Origin of the sequence: Peribacillus frigoritolerans, from assembly GCF_004358755.1 — a bacterium.
Lineage (GTDB): Bacteria > Bacillota > Bacilli > Bacillales > Bacillaceae > Bacillus_P.
Genome location: NZ_SMZY01000001.1, coordinates 558,146 through 582,706, shown reverse-complemented (window position 1 = coordinate 582,706; position 24,561 = coordinate 558,146). Strand labels below are relative to the sequence as shown.

Genomic DNA, 24,561 nt, shown 5'->3' with positions numbered 1-24,561 from the left:
ACCATATGTATGAAAAATTGAATAGAAAGTTTACATTTGTATTTTTCTGTAAAAAAAGGTGCCTGCTGATTCAAGGTCATATTGCTGACTGTAAAAAATCTGTTCCGTGCTCCCGATAAAAAAGATACCCTCGTTTTTCAAAGCCCTTGAAAACTTATGATAAAGCATATTCTTCGCATCTTCCGTAAAATAAATCAGCACATTTCGGCAAATGATTAAATCAAATCCGCTTTCAAAAGGGTCTGAAAGCAGATTGTGTTTTTTAAATTGTACAGTCTCAATGATTTCTTTGCTGATTTGATAGCCTGCCCCGTCCTGAACAAAATATTTGCTCTTCATCTCACCCGGCAGCTCAGCAAGACTTCTTTCCGGATATATCCCGAGCTTTGCTCTGGCTATGACATTTTCGTCTAAGTCTGTTGCCAGAATTTTAATAGAGCACAAGGGCAAATATTTTGACAGAATCATTGCGATTGTATAAGGCTCTTCACCGGTTGAACAGGCTGCGCTCCATATTTTCAGCGGGCGGGACCCGCTTAGCAAAGCAGGAAGCAATTCAGTCTCTAATAGATCCCAGCGCTTCCTATTCCGATAAAACTCTGTAACGTTGATTGTTATTCTGTCCAGAAGTTCACAGAGCATCTCCCTATCTCTTTGAAGTGCTGAACCATACTCCTTAAAACCGTTAAATCCCCTTTTCAAATAAAGAGAGGTAATTCTTCTTTTCATTTGTGCCTCTTTATAAAGACCAAGATCGATTCCGGTTAACTTTTTAAATTCTTTCTGAAATTGCATATATTCCATCTGACTCAACTCTCCTGCAGGAATTCCCTCTATGTATAGTATATCGGAAAGTGATAGTCTCTTGTGAGGCCTGAATAAAAAAATCTGAAAACTCTTAAAAATTCTTATAAAAATGGTAAATGGGAAGTGATATTTAAACATGAGAAAAGCCAGCATCTCTGCTGGCTTTTAGGCGGATCAGTATATCCAAGTATGAATATCTTTATCGTATTCTACTAATTCTTCTTGTTTGAAGAACAGGTTAATTTCGCGCTCTGCACTTTCCGGTGAATCAGAACCGTGGATGATGTTTTTTCCTACGAATAAACCATAGTCGCCTCTGATTGTACCCGGCAATGCTTCGGCTGGTTTTGTTTTTCCCATCATCGTGCGGGAGATTTCGATCACATTTTCCCCTTCCCAAACCATAGCGAAAACTGGTCCGGATGTGATGAATTCAACTAACTCTCCGAAGAAAGGCTTCCCGTTGTGTTCCCCGTAGTGCTGTTCAGCAAGTGAAACCGGAATTTGCATTAATTTAGCCCCAACTAAATGTAAGCCCTTACTCTCAAATCTAGAAACAATTTTCCCGATAAGCTGACGCTGAACGCCATCAGGTTTGACCATCATAAATGTTTTTTCCATCTTAATTTCTCCACCCCGCGATTGTTATGTATGGGCTTTCATGCCCCATGGAAATCGTACCATTTTTTCACTTTTTTCGCAATCGTATGGGGCGGAGGAATTTAAAATTTTCTTTTTCCAATATATTTTGCAATATTGGATAAAGCAGATCTTGCCCGATTTTTCGGCAATTGGTTTAAAATGCTGAAACCTTTTTGAAGATACATGTCACTGACTTGTATGGACCGCTCAATTGCATTCGTAGATAAGATGGCATCGATAATCTCCGCCATTTCCGTATCGGACGTATCACTCGCAACCTTGCTGATTTTGTTTTTCAGCTCGGAATTTTCCATTGCATACAGCACCGGAAGGGTAATGTTGCCCTGCAGCAGGTCTCCTCCAACAGGCTTTCCAAGCTCTTCTTCTGTAGAGGTAAAGTCGAGAATATCATCTGTAATTTGAAAGGACATCCCTACGTAATAGCCGAACAGAAATAATTTTTTATGTATGGATTCCGGAACGCCGCCTGCAATCGCTCCAAGCTGGCAGCTGGCAGCTATTAATAACGCTGTTTTCCTTTTTATGCGTCTTAAATAAACACGCAGATTCTGGTCAAAATCATACTTGTCTTTTATTTGTTCAATTTCACCAAGGGATACTTCAACAATTGTTTTTGAAAGGATTTGATGTGCTGCAATATTTTCTAAGGATGTCATAATCTCAAGTGACCTTGCAAATAAATAATCCCCTGTATACATGGCAATGCGGTTATCCCATTTTGCTTTAATAGTCGGTTTTCCCCGCCTGAGCTCAGCATCATCAATCACATCATCATGCACTAAAGATGCCATATGAATAATTTCAAGAGCGATGGCCACTTTTTTGACTTTTTCGATATCATATTCGCCAAACATGGCAGAAAGCAATACAAAAACAGGGCGGATACGCTTTCCCCCTGCCTGAAGAAGGTGAAGCCCTGCCTCGCTTAACAAAGGCTCTGTTGAGCTTACCGTTTTTTCAAGTTCCTGTTCAATGAGATCAAGATCTGCATTTAAGAACGAATACGCCATTTTAAATTTCATTCAATTCACCTAAATACTCGCATTTTTAAAACATGGCTGGTCTAATGATAGATTGCAGTACGTAGTCCACATCCGATTCCTCCGCCATTTAATCTTATAGGAAGGACAGAATTATAAACAAAAAGCTTCATTTGCACCCGAGATGCATTGCGGCTACGCCGCCTGTAAAAGGCTTCACTTCTACATCTTTAAAGCCCGCATCTCTGAACATTTGTGCAAGCTCACGCATTCCCGGGAAATCTCTGGCTGATTCCTGCAGCCATGAATATTCATTGTAGCTCTTTGCAAACAGTTTTCCGAAAACAGGCATCACAAATCGGAAGTAACCGTAATAAAGCTGCTTAAATCCGATCATGGTCGGCTGGGAGGTTTCGAGGCAGACTACTTTTCCGCCTGGCTTTACAACGCGGTGCATTTCCTTAAGCACGGTCATATAGTCCGGAACATTCCGAAGTCCAAAACCGATTGTTACATAATCAAACGTGTTGTCTTCAAAAGGAAGCTCCATGGCATTGCCGTGAATTAATTCGATATTGGAGTAATCTTTTATTTTCTCTCTGCCAATTTTCAGCATATTGTTGCTGAAATCAAGACCAACCGCCCGGCCTCTGTCGCCTACCGCATCAGCCATAGCAATTGTCCAGTCAGCTGTGCCGCAGCAAACATCCAGGGCAATCGAGCCTTGTTTGACATTCATTCGTTTCATAGTTTCGCGGCGCCAGGCAATATGGCGCTGAAAACTGATGACTGAATTCATCTTATCGTAGTTTTTATATATTTTTTCAAATACAGAATGGACTCTTTCTTCTTTGGATTGCTGCATTTCATAAACCTTCTTCCGCAAGCGTAGTGTATCTTATATCCTGATTATACTTGAATGACTGCAATCTTGCTAACAGGACTTTCTGCAGAGGGGACGGCTGCTGAAAACAGCTTTCTAAAAGCTCGGCTGTCTCTTCGAAATAACGGTTGCAAAACTCTTTAAGATACACTCCGGTAAATTCGATTGTGCCGATATTTTTCTTCTTTTTCTCCAAATTCCTCATGATCGATAAAGATTCTTCGTTGTATCTGTTTTTCTCAAGCATCAGCCGCTTGTATGATAAAAATTTAGTCGTAAGCTTTGAGAATAAGCCTGCCTGAAAATAATCAGAAACATGCTGAAAAAGAGCCGTTTCAACTTTTATGATACTTGCAACGAATGAATCAAAATCACTTACAGTCTCTTCGTACAGGCGAATTTTATGTTCATTTATCTCTTTTATTGCCGTTGCTAACGTTCGAATCATTCCAATATCCTGCATTTCTGATAATAACGCGTAATACAGACCGCTGAAGTAGTCTCCTGCAAGAACAATAAGCTGTCTTTGCATGAACTCTTCCTGCTTTAAATGAACGGAAGTGGATACTTCATCATGAGTATCAAGGGCAATTTGCACAAGCATCGCTGTAATTATGTAGTTCTCTTTTTTTTCATCTGGAAGATCAATCTGATCGAACAAAGCATAGAAGAGGAGCAGTTTATCTTCATCAATCACAGGAGAAGGTATATATTTTGCTAAAAATGGATGAGTGAGCTTTACGTGCAGCGCGTCTTTAATCTTAGCCATTTGTACATAGATGTCTTGCAAATGAATCACCCTTGTCCCCATGTAAATAGAAATTTTTTCGAAAAACCAGCAACAGCAACAAACAGTTACAGCTGAATACTAGATATTATACCATAATTGCAGCCGTCAGAAAATTATCTTCTGGAGTCGCTTTCGATTTCACCGTAGCTTGTCTGAATAATAGCTTTGCCTCTTATCTTGATAGCAGATGTATGCTCAGTAAACTGGGCAATCATGACCTCGCCTTTATCAAGCTTCTCTGAATGATGAAATCGAGTATCCGATCCGCGGGTCAGACCGATGACATTCACTCCATCTTCCACCGCTTTAATCACTAAAAAATCATTTGTGTTGTCTTTCATATGAACACCCCCGAATCCTTATTCTTTAATAAATGATAATACTTCCGCTCTGGCTGCAGGATCTTTCACAAAAACACCTCTGACAGCTGATGTCACTGTTTTGCTTCCAGGCTTTTTGACTCCCCGCATTGTCATGCACATATGTTCTGCTTCTACAACCACCATGACGCCATGCGGTTCTAATGAATCAACAATGCTGTCTGCAATTGTCGAGGTAATTCTTTCTTGAAGCTGCGGTCTTCTGCAAACAGCTTCAACAGCTCTGGCCAGCTTGCTCAGCCCCGTTACTTTTCCGCCTTTTGGTATATATGCAATGTGAGCCTTTCCAAAAAACGGAACAAGGTGATGCTCACACATCGAATGAAATGGAATATCCTTTACCAGCACAAGTTCTTCATGGTCTTCGCCGAACACGGTTTTAAAATGCTCTTTTGGGTCTTCGTTAAGTCCAGAGAATACTTCGGCATACATTTTAGCAACACGCTTTGGAGTATCAAGCAGCCCTTCGCGATTTGGATTTTCCCCTATCGCCTCAAGTATGAGCCTTACCGCCTCTTCGATCTGCTGAGTATTGATTTGCCCCATACATATCCTCCTAAAAACAATATATTTGATACAGATTCTAGCATATGTAAGCAATTAAAAGCAAAGAATGATGCATCTTGTGAAGTTGATGCAGCAGCCATGTCTTCTTTTTTTCCAGAACAAAGGAAAAGCCCCTATAAAAGGGGCTATCCATGTCATTTTGTGTATGTAATTTATGCATCATACACGGGTAAGAGCACATTATTTTCCAGCAACAGCGTCTTTAAGAGCTTTACCTGGTTTGAACGCAGGCACTTTGCTTGCTGCGATTTCGATTTCTTCGCCAGTTTGTGGGTTGCGTCCTTTACGAGCCGCACGCTCACGTACTTCGAAGTTGCCAAAACCGATCAATTGTACTTTATCACCGTTTTTAAGTGCATCTAAAAGTGTATCGAAAACAGCATCAACCGCTTTCGTTGCATCTTTTTTAGATAATTCGCTAGCTTCTGCTACCGCGTTGATAAGTTCTGTTTTATTCATGCCTTTCACCTCCTCCCAAAGATTGTCTGTTAAGCAATAAAAGCATTCTGTTAATTTCATTTCTTCACAGATTATGCAGAATCTATACATGATAGATACGCATTTTACTGTTAACACGCTAATCTTATACGATTAACGGCTATAATTCAATGATTTTCCGCATGAATATTGGGTTTCTAGGAAGAATCGACCAATGCAGAAAATAATTTCTGATAGTAGATTAACACATCCTTTTTCGCTAAGCAAGGAGAAACCTTTATAAAACCTATATAAATCAATAAGTGAGGGTACTTTCAGCGAACGTGCATTCCTATAAAGAACATATTTTACAAAAAAAAAACCGCAGATGCAAATGTTATTTTGAAATATGTAAAACTTATTAAAAACACTAATACATATTGGGATAGAAGTAAACATTAATTTTATTAAAATAAAATTTTGTAAGCTTATTGTCATCAGATTGAAAACTATTTTTAAAGACAAAAAGATGACCACATTTTGTGGTCATCTGTTCGTATGACTTCTATAGAATGATCGCGATTAAACCGCCTGATCCTTCGTTAATGATGCGTTCGAGAGTTTCTTTCAGCTTGTATCTGGCATTTTCAGGCATTAAGGAGAGTTTCGCCTGAATGCCTTCTCTCACAATTGAACTCAGGCTTCGTCCGAAAATATCTGATTTCCAGATGGACAGCGGATTATCTTCAAAATCCTGCATTAAGTATCGAACCAGCTCTTCACTTTGTTTTTCGGTTCCGATAATCGGAGCAAATTCTGACTCCACATCCACTTTAATCATATGAATCGATGGGGCCACAGCTTTTAGACGGACACCGAATCTTGCACCCTGCCTGATAATTTCCGGCTCATCAAGGCTCATGTCGCTGAGTGCCGGTGCTGCAATGCCGTAGCCTGTTTGCTTAACCATTCTAAGCGCATCTGATACTTGATCATATTCTGCTTTCGCATACGCAAAGTCCTGCATCAGCTGCAGCAGGTGATCTTTCCCTCGGATTTCCACACCAACGACTTCTTTTAATATCTGATCATATAAATCATCCGGCGCGTAAAGATCGATTTCTGCGATCCCCTGCCCCATTTCAATGCCTGCAAGGCTTGCTCGGTCAATGAAATCATATTCACTGAAATAACCGACCACACGGTCAACATCTCTGAGCCGCTTAATATCCTGTACTGTGTCTTTGACTGCTTCCTGATAGCTTTCGCGCAGCCAGTGATTATCACGGAGTACCATAACCCAGCTAGGCAGATTCACATTAACCTCAAGCACAGGGAACTCATACAGCGCTTCGCGGAGAACGTTCATGACATCTGTTTCACGAATGCTTTCAACACTCATGGCAAGAACCGGAATGTCATATTTTTCACTGAGCTGTCTTCGGAGCGTTTCTGTTTCAGGATGATACGGCTGAACCGTATTAATAATCATGATGAAAGGTTTTCCTACTTCCTTTAATTCCTCAATGACACGCTCTTCAGCTTCAATGTAATCTCTTCTTGGGATCTCTCCAATTGAACCGTCTGTTGTAATGACGACGCCAATTGTGGAGTGCTCCTGAATGACTTTTCTTGTTCCGATTTCTGCTGCTTCATGGAAAGGAATCGGCTCCTCATACCACGGAGTGTTAATCATTCTAGGCCCATTTTCATCTTCATACCCTTTTGCCCCGGGTACCGTATAGCCAACGCAATCTACCAATCTAATATTGACGTCAAGTCCCTCATCAACATGGATTGAAACCGCTTGATTAGGGACAAATTTAGGCTCTGTTGTCATGATGGTTTTGCCTGCAGCACTTTGTGGGAGCTCATCCTGCGCGCGTGCCCGGTCTGACTCGTTATCAATATTCGGAAGCACAACCTGCTCCATGAATTTTTTGATAAATGTAGATTTGCCTGTTCTTACTGCTCCTACTACTCCAAGATAAATATCGCCGCCTGTGCGCTCTGCGATATCTTTAAAAATATCTACCTTTTCCAAGTGATCCCCTCCCGATCATAGGCTTCTTGGGTTATTGACCGTCTGCTTTTTCGTGTTTAGGACACTATATATTTATGACGTTGTCCTATTTATTTATGACAGTGATCTGAAATTTTTTTCATTTCATTTTTCTTATATGATTTTAAAAAATGAAAAACCCTTCTTTCAGAGTTTATTTCTCTTAAGAAGGGTTCATGACTTATTTATCTAAAAAGACAGGTTCATTTTTTTCATTGACGGTATAAGGCAAGGAAAATGCCGGAACAAACGGAGAGTCAACGACCAATAGATTTCTTATATCTTCACCATCTGCGGCTTTATGTTTTTTTTCGCTCAATGCTTTATTCAAATCAATGCGGTAATCAACATACACTTCCCCCGTATTATCAATTACAAATGGCAGTATTTCTCCTGAATAAGGGCTAACAGCATGAGGAGCTTCCTCATAGCCAAGTTTCTTATAGTCCAAAGTAAACACATTTTCAGCTACAACATCTTTATAAGGCGGATAGCCGTTGGATGCTTTATACACATTTAATCTCGTTTTCAGATCACGGATTTCCTCTGAGATTCTTAGGTCAATCAGTTTGACAGTCGGATTTTTTTCAACATCAACAAGAACATACAAGTAAACTCCGCCGCTTTCATAAGATGTCCCGGGGGGTTCAGCCATGTATTTCGGCACAAGCTGGGCAAAATCAATCGGGTATTTCTGATAGATCGGCGTTTCCATATCTCTCGTTTTTATCGGAAGCAGCCCTCCGGAATCTTCTTTAAACCGGTCAACCGTGTTTTGCACCCCTGCTATCTGATCTTCATACGGAACCTGATTCTGGCTCAGCTCCTGATCAGGATACAAGCAGCCTGAAAGCAGTGTCATGATTAAAAAAACAGGTAATAGTGAAACAAGCTTTTTCATGAAAATCTTCCTTTATAGTGAAGTTCATTATTCATTAACAGGTCCGCTGAACACAACGAAAAAGATTAATAATCCTGCCAGAATCATAAAAAAATAGGCAATTGCCGCAAAAGCAACCTTTAAAAACCCTTTCATTTTAAATCTGCTGAAATAGATTGATATAATCGCAACAAACATAAACCCCATTGAAGCGAGAGCAATCCACATCTTCATCAACGCTGGACTCATTCCCTTACCTCCCCTTATTATCCGAAAATATTATATCATACGAAATGCGGAATCGCCCGTTTAGCTCCGACAGACAGATAAGGATCCGGCTGAAAAGGCGCTTTTTGCCTTTACAGACGGAGCCGTTCTGGCCGAGGAGTTGGGAGATGGAGCTGGACACCACGAAATGCGGAATCGCCCGTTTAGCTCAGGCATGACAGATAACAAATCTCAAACTAGACAAATTCCTTTTTTTAGCTAAAATCATCCCATTTTATCCAGACGGTTTCCTGTTATATATAGCCGTTTTTGCTTTTATCAGAAATTCAATTTTTGATATCGCTGGATTTCTGCTTATTTAGCCGTACTGTGCACTCTTAAGCTGAAATCCCGCAATTTAAGCCGAGTAAATTTATGTATGAATAGCTGAAGTGTATCTATGTATATCCCTGCATCCAGCAGAACCGCCAGACTTGTCCCTTTTCATGACAAAAAAAACCGAAGTAAAGAGGGGGCAGCTTTACTTCAGCCATTTTTTGCTTCAGACTAATCGGATCCCATTGATTAGAGCAACTCATAATTTACTACGATGCATTTTATGCGAATTTCAAAGCATTTGCATCCTCTAATGCCTATTTTCATGATTAAGTGAGCCATTTTTATAAACAGAGAGGAAACGTAAGTATATGATTCAATGCTATAGTGGGATTTACGCATTTGCACCTAGTGGTCCGTTTCATGAGTAAGATTGTTATTCTTTCACTAACTCAAGGTATACTATGCACGTTCCGCCCCATATGCCACATGAGTCAGCTGCGATTTTCACTTATATTCACAAGATCTTCCATTTCATGTGTTTTCACTCTGGCCATCAGCGAATCAACAGCATCTTTTACTTCTTTATCGTTGAATAATACATCATACAGAGCTTCTGTAATCGGCATTTTCACTTCATATTTTTGGGCAAGCTGATAGGCTGCCTTTGTCGTTCTGACACCTTCTACAACCATTCCCATGTTTTCAAGCACATCCTCAAGTTTTTGGCCTTTACCAAGCAAATTACCGGCCCGCCAGTTTCTCGAGTGTACACTTGTACATGTAACAATTAAGTCTCCAATACCTGTGAGTCCTGAAAACGTTAATGGATTTCCGCCCATTATACTGCCAAGACGCGCTATTTCAGCAAGTCCTCTCGTAATAAGAGCAGCTTTGGCATTATCTCCATATCCAAGACCGTCCGTGATTCCTGCTGCAAGTGCAATAATATTCTTCAGAGCTCCGCCAATCTCAACCCCGATGACATCAGGGTTTGTATACACTCTGAAATGCTGATTCATAAATATGTCCTGAATAAGCTCTGCTGCTTCAAGGTTATCTGAAGATGATGTTACCGTTGTCGGCTGTCTTAGGCTTACCTCTTCAGCATGACTTGGACCTGATAGAACCACTACATCCTGCAGAAGGTGTTCAGGCACTTCCTCTTTAATGATTTCAGATATGCGCAGAAGGGAATCAGGCTCAATTCCTTTACTGACATGCACAATGGTCAATTTATGGTCAATTACTTTTATAACGTCCTGCAGAACTTCTCTTATTGCTTTTGTCGGAACAGCCAAAACCGCGATATTCACTGAATTCAGAGCTTCTGCTAAATCTGTATAGCCTTTAATGGCATCTGAAAGCTCAACATCAGGCAAATACTTTTGATTCCGGTGTGTTTCATTTATTTGCTGAATGAGCTCTTTGCGATGTCCCCAAAGTCTAACTTCATGATGATTATCTGCAAGTACAATACTAAGCGCTGTCCCCCAGCTGCCTGCACCAAGAACGGCAATTCGTTCCATCCCTATTCACCCCTGTTATTTTCTAGCTCTTGCGAAAATTTTAATTGGTGTGCCTTCAAAACCAAATGCATCCCGGATTCTGTTTTGCAGGAATCGCTCATATGAAAAATGCATTAATTCTGGTTCGTTTACGAAAATAGCAAATGCCGGCGGTTTAACAGCAACCTGTGTAGCATAATAAATTTTCAATCTCTTCCCTTTATCAGTTGGCGTAGGATTCATCGCTACAGCATCCATAATGACATCATTCAAGACGCTTGTTTCAACACGCAGAGAGTGATTTTCACTGGCAAGTATGATTTTTGGCAGCAGTGTATGGATACGGCGCGTCGTTTTTGCTGACAAGAAAACGATTGGAGCGTAATCCAGGAATAAGAAATGCTCTCTAATGTTTGTTTCAAAATCTTTCATCGTTTTTTCATCTTTATCAACTGCATCCCATTTATTAACGACAATCACGACTGCACGTCCAGCTTCATGTGCGTAGCCTGCAATTTTTTTATCCTGCTCAATAATGCCTTCTTCCCCGTCAATCACAACGAGCACGACATCTGAACGGTCTATGGCTTTTAAGGCGCGGAGAACACTGTATTTTTCAGTAGACTCGTATACCTTCCCTTTTTTCCTCATGCCGGCGGTATCAATAATTACGAAATCCTGGCCTTCATATCGGTAGCTCGTATCGACAGCATCTCTTGTAGTGCCTGCGATATTGCTGACGATTACCCGGTCTTCTCCAAGAAGAGCATTCACCAGGGAAGATTTTCCAACGTTTGGACGGCCGATTAAACTGAATTTGATTGTTTCTTCATCATACTCTTCTGTCACGATATTTTTAAAATGCTCAGCTACTGCATCAAGCAAATCTCCAAGCCCCAGTCCATGAGAACCGGAAATCGGGAAAGGCTCTCCAAATCCAAGCGCATAGAAATCATAAATGCTTGATCTCATTTCAGGATTGTCCACTTTGTTTACAGCAAGCACAACAGGCTTTTTGCTGCGGTAGAGAATCTTTGCCACTTCTTCATCAGCAGAAGTCACACCTTCGCGTCCGTTTGTCAGAAAAATAATAACATCCGCTTCATCGATCGCAATTTCAGCCTGCTGGCGAATCTGCGCTAAGAACGGCTCATCTCCAATATCAATTCCGCCTGTATCAATTAAATTAAATTGGTAGTTCAGCCATTCTCCCGAACTGTATATTCTGTCTCTTGTTACTCCTGGTGTATCTTCGACGATTGAAACACGCTCGCCAACGATTCGATTAAATATCGTCGATTTCCCGACATTCGGGCGGCCGACGATTGCAATTACCGGTTTAGCCATAGCAATCTTTCCTTTCAGCTTGCAGTTTATGTATTTTAATGCGGGCAACATATAAGTTCATATCTTACATTATAAGCTTTCCCTTTTCATGAAAGAAACCCTTCTCTATTTTCGGGAAGGGCTTAACTTTTATATATTAGCAGAGTTTAGCATGTTGTACAACTCAATGCTTTACAATAATGTACAGATCTTCGCCGATTCCGTGTGCGATTCCATCTAAAATGGCTTCTAGATTTTTTGCGTAAAAATCCATTTCTTCTTTTGTTTTGACTACAAAGACGGCAGTCCCGCCTGTTACTTTTTCGGGGCTTGTCGTTACCGCTGCCAGAATATATTTTTCAAGTGATGTACTCAATGTTTAGACCTGCCTTCATTATTGGCTTTAGACTCACTTGGCATTCTTATCGCATTTTCAAGTGTCGGGACTTCCCCAATTACGGTTTTGGCAAGCTCAATGTCTCCACCTTGAGGGAGGACGAATACTCCTACTCTCCCATCATCCAAATCACGCTTAGCGAGCGGTACTAAGGATGGTTCACCTGAATCCCGGTGGACTCCAAGCGCAGTTGAGACATCATGCAGGATCGCCTGTCTTTGTCCTAAATTCGCAATTGTCGTTCTTGCATTGTAATTTTTCGGAGTCAAAATAAAGCCCATGCCGTATTTTAATACAGCTTCCTGTTTGGCAGGTATCCCGATATTCATGATATAAATATTATCTATATATAATCCTGCACCTTCAAAATGAGGCTCTTTATATTCAATATGTACGATATCCTTCAATTTGCTTCCTGCCATTAATTTTTTTGATACGATCAGACAAATGACGCCTGCAGCAGCTGCTGCCCAGATGTTTAATACTAAATAAGTTAACGTCGTCACTAAAGAAGTGAAAATGACCAGATAATTTCTGCTTTCAAACGCAACGGCAATTCCCTCAATATATGTGCTCCCTCTTGAAACAAGCTCATATCGATCCAGCTCTGTTAACGTATTCCTCTCCATATTTCTCACTTCCCTGAATTGCGAAGCAGCAAGCGTCAGGAAAGTAATCGCAGTAAATTCTTCCTCCATAATAGCTGGTATGGCAATCGTTCCAAGCCCTGCAGCAATGAAACCCAATGCAACATGTATGATTTTTCCGTGCAGGTACGTGGGGTACTGTCTGTAATCTGTGCGCAGCATATAAAGTCTTGAAACCACACCAAAAGCAACACCGAATAATATCGGAAGAGTATATACATTCATATTAAGCCTGCTTCCCCCTTGCTGATTTTTGAACCTGCTGATTTAATGACGCCGTCACTTGTTCTATATAAGTCCAAGTACATAAGATAAAAAAGCCAATGGCAGCCATATTTAAATAATCAGCTGTTCCAATTGTTAATCCATCATGAAATTTTCCAAGGATGACCCAAAACAATAATTCTCCCTGGCTCATGGAAAGGATCAGAAGCCCTAAACGCTCGCGCATACTTTTCCCCAGATAAAGAGCTAATATACTGATAACCCCAATAATGACAAAAAAACGGTCGACCATAAACCATACAGGATCAAAGATTTCAAATAAATGAATACCTGCATATGCACTAGTTAACGTCATCACTGAAAAAAAGTGATAAACCTTCCGCATGCTGACTGCGGCCAAATAATAACCCACACAAAGTGCCATAATAAAGGAAACTCTAATGGAAAAAGAAGAAACCTCCACAAATAATTCCCCAAATGCTATGAATAATAAAATAACCATTGATATCAATGTTCGCCTGAAGGATTTTTGAAGAAAAAAAGCTGCAGCAATCCAAGCTCCCCACAAAATCCAATAGTAAAAGACATTTTCCACAATCCTCACTCCTATTGTTCCTATTATGGGAGGATTTTTTGATCTTTAATCCACATCTCGGGTGAAAATTGCCGTTTATGTATAGACAGCTGATTAAATGAGCTTTCTCGGTTTTGCCCAAATGATCAAAGCCTCATAAAATGGAATTCATGGGCAGCGGCTGCTTGAGTCATACTAAGGAATAAAAGGAGGGATTTAAAATGGGACGTGACCGTCAAGAAAAAAAGCTGAAAGCAAGTAAACGGGTCGAATCTGACCGAGATCAATCACTGCATTACAAAGGAGCCACTTCTTTAGAAAGCCCGGAGGAATCAAGAGCCCGAAATAAATAGGCAATCAAGTTTTCTTCTCCCGAAGCAAAAAAAGCCGCCAAATGTATGGCGCCTTTTCTCCAAAACAAAATCCGCACCCTGTAACAGGATGCGGATTTTTATTTTTCGATGATTCGATTGCTGAACATTTTTGTGTCAATGTTTCGTTCGGTTAAAATATGATGTGTCAGACCGGATAAAATGACGGGTGCCTGCTGAAGCTGGTTTATGCTTTCTGCCCCAACCGCTGTCATAATCATTCTTAAATCATCCTGAACGTTTTTAATTTCAGAAACAAGTGCATCATAGCCGTCTTCAATCAATAATTTCAAAAAGAAACCGGCCATTCCTGCGCTTGATGCACCGAGAGAAATAGCTTTCGCTATATCCATGGCGTTTTGAATGCCCCCGGACCCGAGAATGGAGATGCCTTTAACCGACGAACCCAGCTCCGCTATTGAAACGGCTGTTGGAATTCCCCAATCATTGAAATAAGATAACAGTCTGTTTCTTCTTTCGTTTTCAATTTTTGCAAAGTTAGTTCCGCCAAAGCCCCCGACATCTATGGCTGCTACGCCGGCATCTCTCAGCTGTTCGGCCGATTCACGGTTCATGCCGAATCCCACTTCTTTCACGATAACCGGAACTTCTGCTGCATTAGCTATCGCCGAAATTCGTTTTAACGCACCGCTGAAATCTCTGTCGCCCTCTGGCATAACCAATTCCTGAACAACATTCAAATGAATTTGAATGGCGTTTGCTTCGATCATATCAATAGCTGTTTTTGCCTGATCCGGCGTTGCTTCGCTTCCAAGGTTTGCAAAAAGGATTCCCTTTTGATTAACCTTGCGCACCACTTCATAGGAAGGTCTTTCTGAAGCATCGCGAATAGCAGACATTTGGGAGCCGACAGCCAGCGGAATTCCGCACTCAGCTGCAGCGGAGGAGAGCGCTTCATTAATTTTGACTGTTTCTATTCCGCCTCCGCCTGTCATTGCATTGATGAAAATTGGCGAACTTAGAACAAGTTCGCCAATTTCAGTGTGAAAATCAATGTGATGAACAGCCGTATCAGGCAAGCTCTGGTGCAGAAACATGACATCATCAAATCCATTTTCTCTTTGCTGTCCTGTTTTTAAAGCATGTTGTATATGGTCAATCTTGCGCTTAGCTCTGCTCACATTCATCACCGTTTATTTCAATTTATTTAATTGATCGCCAATCATTTCGCCTAATTGAAAACCTGAAGACTCTTCTTTAGCCTGATAATTGCGGTAATCCTCTTCATCAGCTCTAGATGGGCCTTCTAATTCACGAATGCTCAGGGAAATGCGCTGTTCGTTTTCATTAACATCGAGCACTTTCACTTTAACTTCTTCATTCTCTGAAAGCACTTCATGCGGTGTGCCGATATGCTTATTTGAGATTTGAGAAATATGAACAAGACCTTCTACCCCAGGAAGGATTTCTACGAATGCACCGAAAGAAACCAATCGTTTCACTGTTCCGTCCACAACATCGCCGGCTTTTACTTTACCTGCAATGTTCTCCCATGGTCCAGGAAGGGTTTCTTTAATAGATAATGAGATTCTTTCATTATCACGATCAATTGAAAGAACTTTCACCTGAACTTTTTGTCCTTCTTCTACTACTTCAGACGGTTTGTCAACATGGTTATGTGACAGCTGTGAAATGTGAACAAGCCCGTCAATGCCGCCGATATCGACAAATGCTCCGAAATCAGTCAGTCGCTGAACCGTTCCTTCAAGCACTTCGCCTGCTTTAATCATCTCTAATCTCTGCTGTTTCTTTTCACCATGCTCTTTTTCAACCACGGCACGATGAGATAAGATCACACGGTTTTTCTCACGGTCAATCTCTACAACCATAAGTGTCAGTGTTTTTCCTTTGTAGTCAGAAAAATCTTCAACAAAGTGAGATTCCACTAATGATGCAGGAATGAATCCTCTTACTCCAAGATCGACAACAAGGCCGCCCTTCACTACATCCTTGACTTCTGCTTCAAATACTTCCTTAGATTCGAATTTAGCCTGCAGCTGATCCCAGGCAAGATCTGCGTCAATTGCTCGTTTAGAAAGGATTAATGCTTCATCCTCGACTTTTGTCACTTTTAGCTGCAATTCTTCATTTTCACTTACAACATCAGAAGCTTTTTCAACGTGCAGACTGGATAATTCACTGATAGGAATAATACCAGTATGTTTCACGTTATCAATTTCAACAATTACCTGTTTGTCTTCCACTTTGGTAACGATCCCTTTTAGAATGTCACCAACTTCCGGTGTTTTTACTTCTACATCATTCATGTCTTCAACCATTCCAATTACCTCCTTGGTCACAACCCACGACTTTAGTTGGATATGTATGAAATCACTTTTTAGAATAAAGTGAAAATACTCTTTTTACTAACTTCTAATAAATGTTACATTTTGTCAAGTAGTAAGACTCTTAAGAGCGATGTTTTTCGAGCAGTTCTGCAATTTTCGACATAATCAGTTCAGTTGCTTCTTCAGCAGTAGCTTTTCTCTCTCTTAAAGGATCCAGATTGATAGGCTCGCCGAAGAAAACTTTCACTTTCCGAAAAGGCTTATACGTGCCTATAACTGCGCAGGGAACGACTAAAGCATTAGATCTGAGGGCGAAAAAACCTGCTCCCGCAAGCCCCTTTCCAAGCTGGCCGTCTTTGCTTCTTGTGCCTTCAGGGAATAATCCCAAAACGCCGCCTTCTTTCAGCACATTTAAACCATTTCTTAAAGCTTCACGGTCACTCATGCCTCTTTTAACAGGAAAAGATCCAACTTTTCTGACTATACCCCCTAATATAGGGACTCGAAACAATTCTTCTTTCGCCATAAAATGCACTTGTCTTGGAGCTGATATCCCGACTGTAGGAGGATCTAAGTTATCAATATGATTCGAACACAAAAGAACCGCGCCTTCCTTAGGAAAATGCTCTTTCCCTTTTACCTCGACCCGGTAAAGAGGAAAGAACACTGAAGCTACTACACCTTTGGCAAATTGATAAAAGTTCATTTTCATCAAAGCCTCTCTTTGACAATTTTTTTGATTTCTTCCACAACACCAGAAATAGACAGTGACGTGGTATCAATTTCAACAGCGTCATCTGCTTTTTTAAGAGGAGCAATGACCCGTTCAGAATCAAGTTTGTCCCTTCTTGCAATGTCAAGCTTCAGCTGCTCTAAATCGGATTCAAATCCTTTTGAAAGATTTTCGTCATGACGTCTTTTTGCACGTTCAAGCACAGATGCTCTCAAAAAAATCTTCACTTCTGCATCCGGCAGAACATGGGTTCCGATATCTCTTCCGTCCATAACCACTCTGCCGCCGCTTGCCATTTCTTTTTGTCTTTTGACCATTTCTTCTCTGACAGAAGCATGTTTTGCCACGATAGAAACAGAATTTGTGACTTCATGGGTGCGGATCACTTCTGTGACATTTTCCCCATTCACATAAACAAGCTGTCCTTTTTCACTTGGAACTAGGTCTATTTTTGTATTTGACAGAATCTCTTTCAGAATTTCTTCGTTTTCTAAATCGGCTTTCTGCTGAATCGCTTTATAAGTAAGAGCTCTGTACATGGCACCGGTGTCAATATAAACATACGAATAGTCTTCTGCTAAAATTTTTGCAACTGTGCTTTTGCCTGCTGCTGCAGGTCCATCAATTGCAATCGATATATTACGTTCCATAGTTCCTCCTTGATAGTTTCCTAGATACATATTCAGGAATCTTCATGCTGTTTTAATAAGAAATAAAAAGAATGCAGGTCTACTTATCCTGCATAGTTGATTGTTTAAAGGTTTCAAGCCATTCACTGATTGTCAGCTTATTTACACCTTCATATTGTACCACACGCGAGATGTGGGGCTGAAGATTTGAATTCGTCAGCGCTGCCTGTGCACAAAATAAAAGAATCAATTGAATGATCACAATCTTGATCACAATTCGTTCAAACCGCATCATACATGTATCCATCTCCACTTTTTATAACTAGTATGATGCAATTGGAATTTTCTTATTCGGCTAAAACTCCCTTTTTCTTCATAAGCAGCTGCTGGTCAAAGCAAAATTGCAGCACTTTCTTGCGGTCTTGTTCTGATAAGTCAAGAAACTGAAGCGTGGCCATGTCTTTCTTTCCGCTTTTTATGATTCTTATCATTTTCGCTTTGATTTTTGCATATTCAGTTGTTCCTTTTTGAAAAGGCAAAGAGAGCCATGCATACACCTCTTCATTTTGATTGACAGTGACATGAGAGGGAAGGCTGACTGCAGCACCACCTGCACTTAAATCAATCGTTGTCGTCACAAAAGGCTCAAACATGCCATTTACTGAATGAAGAGCAACATCAATTGCGGTCTCAATTCTGACATACTCTCTTCTTTGAATTCTGGTCATGTCATGCGCTGCCGGAAGTTTAAAGGCAAGCATCGGTATATTATCTTTGAATCTGCCCAGTACTTCTGTATCAAAATAATAAGGATTTTGATCATTTCCAACGAAGGTGGCAGATAAATGTGTTCCGTTCAGCAAAAACGATGGTTTTCCTGTCTTTTCATTCACTGGATAATCGGTATATAATACCTGATCCTTAAGATCGACTACTCTGCATTTTAATTTTACAGACTGATCATCTTTTATTTCAAAAATTAAACGATCCCCAATATTCAGCACATGATCACATACTCTCTATTTCACTCTACTTTAATATTAAATCATGGAATAAAAAAAAGGAAAAGTCTATTTCATCTTTTCCTTTTTTTATTTAGGATCTTTTTGTCATTTTTTTCTTTCTAAATTTCCTGATAGATCGGCTCAGAGTTATCAAGCTTTTCAACTTTTTCTTCCGTTCCATCATTCGCATTGACAAAAATTCTGTAAGTATCATTCTCCATTGTTCCTAAAAACTCATAAGTAAGAACTTCTTCACCCAGTTCATTTGTAATGATAGCCAGTCTGTCTTCTTGGACCATCAGATTAGGATTAACAAAACTTCTTGCTTCTTCTGCACTGATTTTCGCCTGCGGAATTTCGCGTTTGCGGTGTGATGCCAGATAGTCTCTTGCGGAAAAGCCAATTACTTTTCCATCATCAAGAGCCACTTTCATTCTGATTGCATCCGGATAAAGCCTTACATTTTTATAGACGGACACAAAGGAGAAAATGCCTATGTTTTCAAATTGAGCACTTTCATATAAAATCAAATCCTCAAACCCCTGATCTTTTAAAAATTTCGCCGCATTATTAGACGCATCATTTAAACTGATCTTAGGGTCTTTTACTTCTCTGTTCTGAAGCAGCCAAATCGGATAGCCGCCTTTTTTTGTAATATCCAGATAAATCTCTGATTTCTTTTTCGGATCGTTGACTGATACGCTGTAAAACTCAAGCGGTGAACCTTTCCCATTGGGCGTTACTTTCATTTCGCCGGTAGAACCCGGAACAAACTTTTCTACAATCTTTGGAACTTCTTTTTCTGTAATGACTTTGCCTTTTAAATGGTTAAAACCTTCTTCCTCTTTTTTAACAGACGTTAAAGACGGATCAAAATCTGTTTCTGAATAGGCATTGACATTTTTCTCAACTGTTTTAAATCCATTAATAATGGTGTTATCATCTTTTTCATCGCCAGAAGCCAGAGCAAGTTCAACATCCATCCATCTGAGATTGTTATCGATAACCAAATGCTGGACATTGCGCAGTTCTTTTTGAATATCCTCTGATTTTGTATAAAGCTGCTTTAGTGTGGCATATTCCTGATCTGATAATGGTTCTTTATCCAGGTCCCGCACAGCTGTACGGTAGCTGAAATCAGATATTGCCGCTAAAAACTCTTCTGTTTTGTTGAAAGGGAGCAATGTCAGCGGCAGCTGTCCCACATCACTATGAGCTTCCGATGTAATTCTCCATACTTCAACAAGGCCCGGCGACAATGATTTTTTTGAATTCATTGCAAGAGTGGCACCGATTTTATCATGCAGCTGATCAACCTGATAGGTCAAATCATGGAATGCACGCTGGTAGTTATTTTCAGCATGAATCAGCACAGCATTTTTTTCTTGATGCTCTTTGTAGCCCCAATAAGCCGTTCCGACGACTCCAATTGTCAGAATCGCAATCAATATCCCTCTGATCATTTCATTCACCTCTTAATTGCAGAATATGTGTTTCCCAATCTGTTTTATTTGAGGACGTCCCCAAATCCAGCCGCTTGTTGCGGTATTGGGATTAAAATAATAAGTCGCATTCTCTGTTGGATCCCAGCCATTTATTGCATCCATTACTGCTTTTTTAGCCGTTTCATTCGGAGTCAGCCAAATTTGCCCATCTGCTACAGCTGTAAAGGCTCTTGGCTCAAAAATAACACCTGATACTGTATTAGGGAATGTTGGACTGTCCACCCGGTTTAAAATAACGGCGGCAACAGCAACCTGCCCGATATACGGTTCTCCGCGCGCTTCGCCGTATACTGCATTTGCCATTAGCTGAATATCATTTTGCGAAAAACCCTCCGGCATATTTACAGCGGTTGTTTTTGCTTTAGGCTGTGGCTTTGCTTTAGGCTGTGCCTGCTGTTTTGGCTGAGCCTGCTGTTTTGGCTGAGCCTGCTGCTTCGGCTGTGTTTGTTTTGCCTGTCCTGAAGGGGCCTTGCCTCCTCCTTTTTTGCCGTATGCCGCTTTTAATTTAGCCTTATACTGTTTTGAAGGCGAGCTCTGTCTGCTGAGCGGAACGCCTCCGTAATGTGTAAAATCTTTGCCAGAGTTAAGCTGCTTATGGACAAAATCCCGATAATATTTTGTAGTCTGTGTGAGTTTATGTTTTGTTGACTCTCCCACCAGTCCATCTATTTCCTTTAATCCAAATTCATATTGAAAGTTGCGTACAGCCCAATAAGTGCTCCATCCATATACTCCATCGATTGAACCGTTATAATATCCGTTGTACTGCAATCTTGCCTGCAGTTCCACAACATCATCGCCAACAGCGCCTTTTTGAATCACTTGATTCGAAAACGCATGGGCTTCATTTTGATTTAAAATAGTCATTTGGAAAAAGAGGGCAATGATTACTGCACCTGCCGTCATCCAAATGAAACGATTTTTCTGCATGCTGCTGCCTCCTCATGATTAATGGTTTTCCTTACAACGTATTTTTTGTAGTAAATGGCATTTTATACAACCTGATTAAGAACTTCTGTCCATAATAAAATAAGCAACCCTCTGAAAGGATTGCTTTTTGCTTATACAGGATGTTTGATCATTCTTGCTTTTTTTGCTTTGTGCAGTGCGAACCACCATAAAAAAAACATAAAAGGAACCATATAAAACGGCCAATGTTCATGTGCGACCAATATGTAATCATATAATCCGTGCAGCAGAACCGGAAGCATCAAAGACAGCAAAATCCATTTCTTTTTTTCGGAAATAAGGGAAAACTTTCCTTTCCCAAGGTAATACCCCATAATGACACCAAACAGCGCATGACTCGATACAGGCAATAGCGCTCTGCCAATTGCGAACTCCAGTCCATTTCCGATCAAGTACAGAATATTTTCCAGGGTGGCAAATCCAAGAGAAGATGCAACACCGTAAACAATACCGTCATAATGCTCATCAAAATGAACATGCGGATAAATAGTCACTATTAAGATAAACCATTTGAAAAACTCTTCCAGAAGCCCGCTGGATACAAATGCCAGCATCAGTCCAGAGTCAAAGACTTTTTCTTCTTCAAGTACATATTGTATAAACATGATTGGAAAAACGAGCAATGCCCCAAAAACAAATGACCTGAAAACCATGTAGAACGGCTCTGAATCATACTGGTCTTTTAAATAAAAATAGCTTAAAATGGCTAAACCAGGGGCTATGCCGGCAGATATAATGGCAATCATCCACAGGCCTTCTTTCTTCTAAAATCTTCTATTTATTAATGGTATCATGTTATCGTAGAATTGAAAATGAATGAAAGATCAAACAGAGAAAAAGATTTCAAACATTCGGAGGAGCTTATGAAACATATATTTGTCATTCACACAGGCGGTACGATCTCAATGAGTGAAGATGAAACAACGGGGGAAGTCAAACAGGGAGAATCGAATCCCCTGCTTCACAACTTACTGAAATTCAACGATATTGTGATTACGGCAAAGGAATTATTTTACCTGCCTTCGCCTCATATCACCCCAAACGAAATGCTCCAATTAAAAGAAACGATTGAAAAGGCATGCAAGAAGGATAAAATTGACGGCATCGTTATTACTCACGGTACAGACACTCTTGAGGAAACGGCGTATTTTCTGGACTTGACTTTAAATGTCAGCATACCCGTTGTCATTACAGGTGCCATGAGGTCAAGCAATGAGCTCGGTTCAGACGGATTATACAATCTAGTATCATCCATTCAAGTCGCCGCAAGCAAAGAAGCAGCAGAAATGGGTGTACTCGTCGTCATGAACGATGAGGTCCACTCGGCAAAAAATGCCACGAAAACACATACAAGCAATGTAGCGACCTTTCAGAGTCCGCAATACGGCCCGATCGGCATCGTCAATAAAAGAGGCGTTGCCTTTCATCATAAACCGGTCAATCGAACGTCACTCGCTGTTGCCTCTTTAACAAAGCAGGTCCTGCTTTTAAAAGCATATGCAGGCATGGATGAAACAATCTTGAAAGCCATAGAACAATTAAAACTAGACGGTTTGGTTATTGAAGCACTGGGACAAGGCAACCTGCCGCCCAAAATGATGACGTCCTTAAAAAGATTAATGAGCTTAGGCGTTAAAATTGTCATTGTATCCAGATGCTTCAACGGCATCGTTCAAGACGTCTATGCCTATGAAGGCGGGGGAAAAACACTCAAAGACGCCGGCATTATTTTCAGCAACGGACTAAATGGCCAAAAAGCAAGACTAAAACTCATGATTGCCCTTGAAACCACACATAACGAAGAAGAATTACAGGAAATATTTTCGTATTAAACCAGAAAAGCGGAACCGACTGTTCAGCTCCGACAGGCAGATAAGAATTCACCGGAAAAGTCCGGGTTTGACTTTTTCGGTGAATTTGTTCTGACCGAGGAGTTAGGAGGTGGAGCTGGACAACCAGAAAAGCGGAACCGACTGTTCAGCTCCGACAGGCAGATAAGAATTTACCGGAAAAGTCCGGGTTTGACTTTTTCGGTGAATTTGTTCTGACCGAGGAGTTAGGAGGTGGAGCTGGACAATAAGAAAAGCGGAACCGACTGTTCAGCTCCGACAGGCAGATAAGGATCCGGAGACTATTTGGAATGACGCCACTTGTCATGCTTTGAACCGTTAAAAGTGGTTGCGCTAAGGAGAATGAGGCCACTTATTACTCTTTGCATCATTAAAAGTGGTTGCACTACTTCGACTGATACCACTAAATATACTTATAAAAAAAGCAGGCAGGAAAACCATTCCTTTTCCAGCCTGCTTAATTTTATAGACTTATCAGAAAGCCATTTTCTTTATTTCATTTTCTCTGCAATATGACTCGCCAACAATCCGCCATGAAATCGGCCATTTTCAATAAAAATCTCATTTGCGTTGTTTCCTGCTGCGATAACACCCGCAATATAGATACCCTCTGCGTTTGTTTCCATTGTCTCCTCGGAAAAAGCAGGTCTGCCGGATGTTTCGTCAATTGCCACACCCATTTTAGTCAAAAATGAATGATCAGGATGATATCCAGTCATGGCAAACACAAAATCATTTTTGATCGTTTTTTCTTCTTTGCAGTCAACTTCATAGGTTACTTCTTCTTCTGTTATTCGTTTCAAAATAGAGTTGAATTCCATATTGATTGTGCCGTTTTTGACAAGAGCCTCAAATTCCGGCAGAATCCAGGGCTTTACGCTCGGAGAGTAATTTGCACCTCTATAGATAACCGTTACACGGGCACCGGCATGGACAAGTTCAAGCGCTGCGTCCACACTTGAATTTTTCCCGCCTACCACAACTACATCTTTGTCGAAATACGGATGTCCTTCTTTAAAATAGTGGAACACTTTTGGAAGATCTTCTCCTTCAATGTTCATATAGTTTGGATGATCGTAATAGCCGGTTGCTGCCACGATAAAATCAGTTCGGTAGTCCGCTTTAGACGTTTTGACAATAAATTCTGTTCCTTCTCTCAATACTTCAGTTACTTTTTCAAAAGCATTGATTCTTAAGCCGCTCCTCTTGACCACTTCTCTGTAATAAGCGAGCGCCTGGATACGAAATGGCTTCCTGTTTTCTGTAATGAAAGGAATTTCGCCGATTTCAAGTTTTTCACTTGAGCTGAAAAACGTCTGATGAGTCGGGTAGTTGTAAATGGAATTTACGATGTTTCCTTTTTCTATAATAAGAGGGTTAATCCCTTTTTCTTTTAAGGCAATGCCTGCAGCTAATCCGCATGGCCCACCGCCGATAATAATAACCTGTTCCGTTTTCAAAGCGTTCACTCCTGAATAAAACTAAAATCGTCCTGTTTGTCTATTAAATAAAAAATCTCCTATCAATAATGATAGGAGATTT

Annotated in this window: 28 protein-coding genes; 2 read left to right on the top strand and 26 right to left on the bottom strand. The window is 40.6% G+C overall.

Annotated features, from left to right (window positions below; all coding sequences use genetic code 11):
* Nucleotides 1–30 precede the first annotated feature (30 nt).
* The 16 genes from E2R53_RS03075 to E2R53_RS03000 form a co-directional block, all read right to left on the bottom strand.
* Nucleotides 31–804 carry a CheR family methyltransferase gene (locus E2R53_RS03075; protein ID WP_133310350.1) on the bottom strand — a complete coding sequence of 258 codons (774 nt, stop codon included), beginning with the start codon at nt 802–804 and terminating at the stop codon, nt 31–33.
* A gap of 177 nt (nt 805–981) precedes the next feature.
* Nucleotides 982–1,428, bottom strand: a complete 447-nt coding sequence (gene ndk / locus E2R53_RS03070; protein ID WP_070878161.1) for a nucleoside-diphosphate kinase — start codon at nt 1,426–1,428, stop codon at nt 982–984.
* A gap of 101 nt (nt 1,429–1,529) precedes the next feature.
* A complete protein-coding gene (gene hepT, locus E2R53_RS03065) occupies nt 1,530–2,492 on the bottom strand; it encodes a heptaprenyl diphosphate synthase component II (protein ID WP_133310349.1) in 963 nt (320 codons plus the stop codon).
* Nucleotides 2,493–2,619: 127 nt separating this feature from the next.
* Nucleotides 2,620–3,315 carry a demethylmenaquinone methyltransferase gene (locus E2R53_RS03060; RefSeq protein ID WP_133310348.1) on the bottom strand — a complete coding sequence of 232 codons (696 nt, stop codon included), beginning with the start codon at nt 3,313–3,315 and terminating at the stop codon, nt 2,620–2,622.
* A gap of 1 nt (nt 3,316) precedes the next feature.
* Nucleotides 3,317–4,123 (bottom strand): heptaprenyl diphosphate synthase component 1, encoded by an 807-nt coding sequence (locus tag E2R53_RS03055; protein ID WP_133311128.1) that lies wholly within the window; start codon nt 4,121–4,123, stop codon nt 3,317–3,319.
* A gap of 113 nt (nt 4,124–4,236) precedes the next feature.
* Nucleotides 4,237–4,464: a trp RNA-binding attenuation protein MtrB gene (gene mtrB, locus E2R53_RS03050; protein WP_133310347.1), complete on the bottom strand. Its 228-nt coding sequence runs from the start codon at nt 4,462–4,464 to the stop codon at nt 4,237–4,239.
* A gap of 18 nt (nt 4,465–4,482) precedes the next feature.
* A complete protein-coding gene (gene folE, locus E2R53_RS03045; protein WP_133310346.1) occupies nt 4,483–5,049 on the bottom strand; it encodes a GTP cyclohydrolase I FolE in 567 nt (188 codons plus the stop codon).
* 201 nt (nt 5,050–5,250) lie between these two features.
* Nucleotides 5,251–5,529: a non-specific DNA-binding protein Hbs gene (gene hbs / locus E2R53_RS03040; RefSeq protein WP_029280242.1), complete on the bottom strand. Its 279-nt coding sequence runs from the start codon at nt 5,527–5,529 to the stop codon at nt 5,251–5,253.
* Between the two features lie 523 nt (nt 5,530–6,052).
* Entirely contained in the window at nt 6,053–7,531 is a 1,479-nt protein-coding gene (spoIVA, locus tag E2R53_RS03035; RefSeq protein WP_133310344.1) for a stage IV sporulation protein A, read from the bottom strand.
* A gap of 199 nt (nt 7,532–7,730) precedes the next feature.
* Nucleotides 7,731–8,450 carry a hypothetical protein gene (locus E2R53_RS03030; RefSeq protein WP_133310343.1) on the bottom strand — a complete coding sequence of 240 codons (720 nt, stop codon included), beginning with the start codon at nt 8,448–8,450 and terminating at the stop codon, nt 7,731–7,733.
* A gap of 27 nt (nt 8,451–8,477) precedes the next feature.
* On the bottom strand, nt 8,478–8,678 hold the full coding sequence (locus E2R53_RS03025; RefSeq protein ID WP_133310342.1) for a DUF2768 domain-containing protein: 201 nt from the start codon (nt 8,676–8,678) through the stop codon (nt 8,478–8,480).
* A gap of 788 nt (nt 8,679–9,466) precedes the next feature.
* Entirely contained in the window at nt 9,467–10,501 is a 1,035-nt protein-coding gene (locus E2R53_RS03020) for an NAD(P)H-dependent glycerol-3-phosphate dehydrogenase (protein WP_133310341.1), read from the bottom strand.
* A 15-nt stretch (nt 10,502–10,516) separates the two neighbouring features.
* Nucleotides 10,517–11,827 carry a ribosome biogenesis GTPase Der gene (gene der, locus E2R53_RS03015; RefSeq protein WP_133310340.1) on the bottom strand — a complete coding sequence of 437 codons (1,311 nt, stop codon included), beginning with the start codon at nt 11,825–11,827 and terminating at the stop codon, nt 10,517–10,519.
* A gap of 163 nt (nt 11,828–11,990) precedes the next feature.
* Nucleotides 11,991–12,182, bottom strand: coding sequence for a capping complex subunit for YIEGIA (locus E2R53_RS03010; protein WP_070877549.1), 192 nt, complete (start codon nt 12,180–12,182; stop codon nt 11,991–11,993).
* A complete protein-coding gene (locus tag E2R53_RS03005; protein WP_133310339.1) occupies nt 12,179–13,075 on the bottom strand; it encodes a YIEGIA family protein in 897 nt (298 codons plus the stop codon). Before E2R53_RS03005 ends, E2R53_RS03010 begins: the two co-directional genes overlap by 4 nt.
* A gap of 1 nt (nt 13,076) precedes the next feature.
* A complete protein-coding gene (locus tag E2R53_RS03000) occupies nt 13,077–13,670 on the bottom strand; it encodes a YphA family membrane protein (protein WP_133310338.1) in 594 nt (197 codons plus the stop codon).
* A gap of 200 nt (nt 13,671–13,870) precedes the next feature.
* On the opposite strand from E2R53_RS03000, the gene E2R53_RS02995 reads away from it, so the two are divergent.
* A complete protein-coding gene (locus E2R53_RS02995) occupies nt 13,871–14,002 on the top strand; it encodes a YpzI family protein (protein WP_070877552.1) in 132 nt (43 codons plus the stop codon).
* A gap of 98 nt (nt 14,003–14,100) precedes the next feature.
* Here the strand turns inward: E2R53_RS02995 and fni are convergent, their stop codons facing one another.
* From fni to prsW, 9 genes are all read right to left on the bottom strand, one after another.
* Entirely contained in the window at nt 14,101–15,162 is a 1,062-nt protein-coding gene (gene fni / locus E2R53_RS02990; RefSeq protein ID WP_133310337.1) for a type 2 isopentenyl-diphosphate Delta-isomerase, read from the bottom strand.
* Nucleotides 15,163–15,174: 12 nt separating this feature from the next.
* A complete protein-coding gene (rpsA, locus tag E2R53_RS02985; RefSeq protein ID WP_133310336.1) occupies nt 15,175–16,320 on the bottom strand; it encodes a 30S ribosomal protein S1 in 1,146 nt (381 codons plus the stop codon).
* 130 nt (nt 16,321–16,450) lie between these two features.
* Nucleotides 16,451–17,035 (bottom strand): lysophospholipid acyltransferase family protein, encoded by a 585-nt coding sequence (locus E2R53_RS02980; protein ID WP_133311127.1) that lies wholly within the window; start codon nt 17,033–17,035, stop codon nt 16,451–16,453.
* Between the two features lie 5 nt (nt 17,036–17,040).
* Entirely contained in the window at nt 17,041–17,712 is a 672-nt protein-coding gene (gene cmk / locus E2R53_RS02975) for a (d)CMP kinase (protein WP_133310335.1), read from the bottom strand.
* A gap of 79 nt (nt 17,713–17,791) precedes the next feature.
* On the bottom strand, nt 17,792–17,986 hold the full coding sequence (locus E2R53_RS02970) for a YpfB family protein (RefSeq protein ID WP_133310334.1): 195 nt from the start codon (nt 17,984–17,986) through the stop codon (nt 17,792–17,794).
* Between the two features lie 52 nt (nt 17,987–18,038).
* Entirely contained in the window at nt 18,039–18,695 is a 657-nt protein-coding gene (locus E2R53_RS02965; RefSeq protein ID WP_133310333.1) for a flagellar brake protein, read from the bottom strand.
* Between the two features lie 119 nt (nt 18,696–18,814).
* Nucleotides 18,815–20,158 (bottom strand): germination protein YpeB, encoded by a 1,344-nt coding sequence (gene ypeB / locus E2R53_RS02960; RefSeq protein ID WP_133310332.1) that lies wholly within the window; start codon nt 20,156–20,158, stop codon nt 18,815–18,817.
* 12 nt (nt 20,159–20,170) lie between these two features.
* Complete coding sequence (gene sleB, locus E2R53_RS02955; RefSeq protein WP_286166104.1) at nt 20,171–21,067, bottom strand: spore cortex-lytic enzyme; 897 nt, start codon at nt 21,065–21,067, stop codon at nt 20,171–20,173.
* Nucleotides 21,068–21,261: 194 nt separating this feature from the next.
* Nucleotides 21,262–21,915, bottom strand: coding sequence for a glutamic-type intramembrane protease PrsW (prsW, locus tag E2R53_RS02950; RefSeq protein ID WP_133310331.1), 654 nt, complete (start codon nt 21,913–21,915; stop codon nt 21,262–21,264).
* 117 nt (nt 21,916–22,032) lie between these two features.
* Here prsW and E2R53_RS02945 point away from each other — a divergent pair, with 117 nt between their 5' ends.
* Nucleotides 22,033–23,001 carry an asparaginase gene (locus E2R53_RS02945; protein WP_133310330.1) on the top strand — a complete coding sequence of 323 codons (969 nt, stop codon included), beginning with the start codon at nt 22,033–22,035 and terminating at the stop codon, nt 22,999–23,001.
* 509 nt (nt 23,002–23,510) lie between these two features.
* Here E2R53_RS02945 and E2R53_RS02940 read toward each other — a convergent pair.
* A complete protein-coding gene (locus tag E2R53_RS02940; RefSeq protein WP_133310329.1) occupies nt 23,511–24,479 on the bottom strand; it encodes a YpdA family putative bacillithiol disulfide reductase in 969 nt (322 codons plus the stop codon).
* Nucleotides 24,480–24,561: the final 82 nt, after the last annotated feature.

Bases quoted from the DNA above. Each gene is read 5' to 3' on its own strand.
- E2R53_RS03075 (WP_133310350.1), bottom strand. From the start codon at position 804: ATGGAATATATGCAATTTCAGAAAGAATTTAAAAAGTTAACCGGAATC.
- ndk (WP_070878161.1), bottom strand. From the start codon at position 1,428: ATGGAAAAAACATTTATGATGGTCAAACCTGATGGCGTTCAGCGTCAG.
- hepT (WP_133310349.1), bottom strand. From the start codon at position 2,492: ATGAAATTTAAAATGGCGTATTCGTTCTTAAATGCAGATCTTGATCTC.
- E2R53_RS03060 (WP_133310348.1), bottom strand. From the start codon at position 3,315: ATGCAGCAATCCAAAGAAGAAAGAGTCCATTCTGTATTTGAAAAAATA.
- mtrB (WP_133310347.1), bottom strand. From the start codon at position 4,464: ATGAAAGACAACACAAATGATTTTTTAGTGATTAAAGCGGTGGAAGAT.
- folE (WP_133310346.1), bottom strand. From the start codon at position 5,049: ATGGGGCAAATCAATACTCAGCAGATCGAAGAGGCGGTAAGGCTCATA.
- hbs (WP_029280242.1), bottom strand. From the start codon at position 5,529: ATGAATAAAACAGAACTTATCAACGCGGTAGCAGAAGCTAGCGAATTA.
- E2R53_RS03030 (WP_133310343.1), bottom strand. From the start codon at position 8,450: ATGAAAAAGCTTGTTTCACTATTACCTGTTTTTTTAATCATGACACTG.
- E2R53_RS03025 (WP_133310342.1), bottom strand. From the start codon at position 8,678: ATGAGTCCAGCGTTGATGAAGATGTGGATTGCTCTCGCTTCAATGGGG.
- E2R53_RS03020 (WP_133310341.1), bottom strand. From the start codon at position 10,501: ATGGAACGAATTGCCGTTCTTGGTGCAGGCAGCTGGGGGACAGCGCTT.
- der (WP_133310340.1), bottom strand. From the start codon at position 11,827: ATGGCTAAACCGGTAATTGCAATCGTCGGCCGCCCGAATGTCGGGAAA.
- E2R53_RS03005 (WP_133310339.1), bottom strand. From the start codon at position 13,075: ATGAATGTATATACTCTTCCGATATTATTCGGTGTTGCTTTTGGTGTG.
- E2R53_RS02995 (WP_070877552.1), top strand. From the start codon at position 13,871: ATGGGACGTGACCGTCAAGAAAAAAAGCTGAAAGCAAGTAAACGGGTC.
- rpsA (WP_133310336.1), bottom strand. From the start codon at position 16,320: ATGGTTGAAGACATGAATGATGTAGAAGTAAAAACACCGGAAGTTGGT.
- E2R53_RS02980 (WP_133311127.1), bottom strand. From the start codon at position 17,035: ATGAACTTTTATCAATTTGCCAAAGGTGTAGTAGCTTCAGTGTTCTTT.
- cmk (WP_133310335.1), bottom strand. From the start codon at position 17,712: ATGGAACGTAATATATCGATTGCAATTGATGGACCTGCAGCAGCAGGC.
- E2R53_RS02970 (WP_133310334.1), bottom strand. From the start codon at position 17,986: ATGATGCGGTTTGAACGAATTGTGATCAAGATTGTGATCATTCAATTG.
- ypeB (WP_133310332.1), bottom strand. From the start codon at position 20,158: ATGATCAGAGGGATATTGATTGCGATTCTGACAATTGGAGTCGTCGGA.
- sleB (WP_286166104.1), bottom strand. From the start codon at position 21,067: ATGACTATTTTAAATCAAAATGAAGCCCATGCGTTTTCGAATCAAGTG.
- prsW (WP_133310331.1), bottom strand. From the start codon at position 21,915: ATGATTGCCATTATATCTGCCGGCATAGCCCCTGGTTTAGCCATTTTA.
- E2R53_RS02945 (WP_133310330.1), top strand. From the start codon at position 22,033: ATGAAACATATATTTGTCATTCACACAGGCGGTACGATCTCAATGAGT.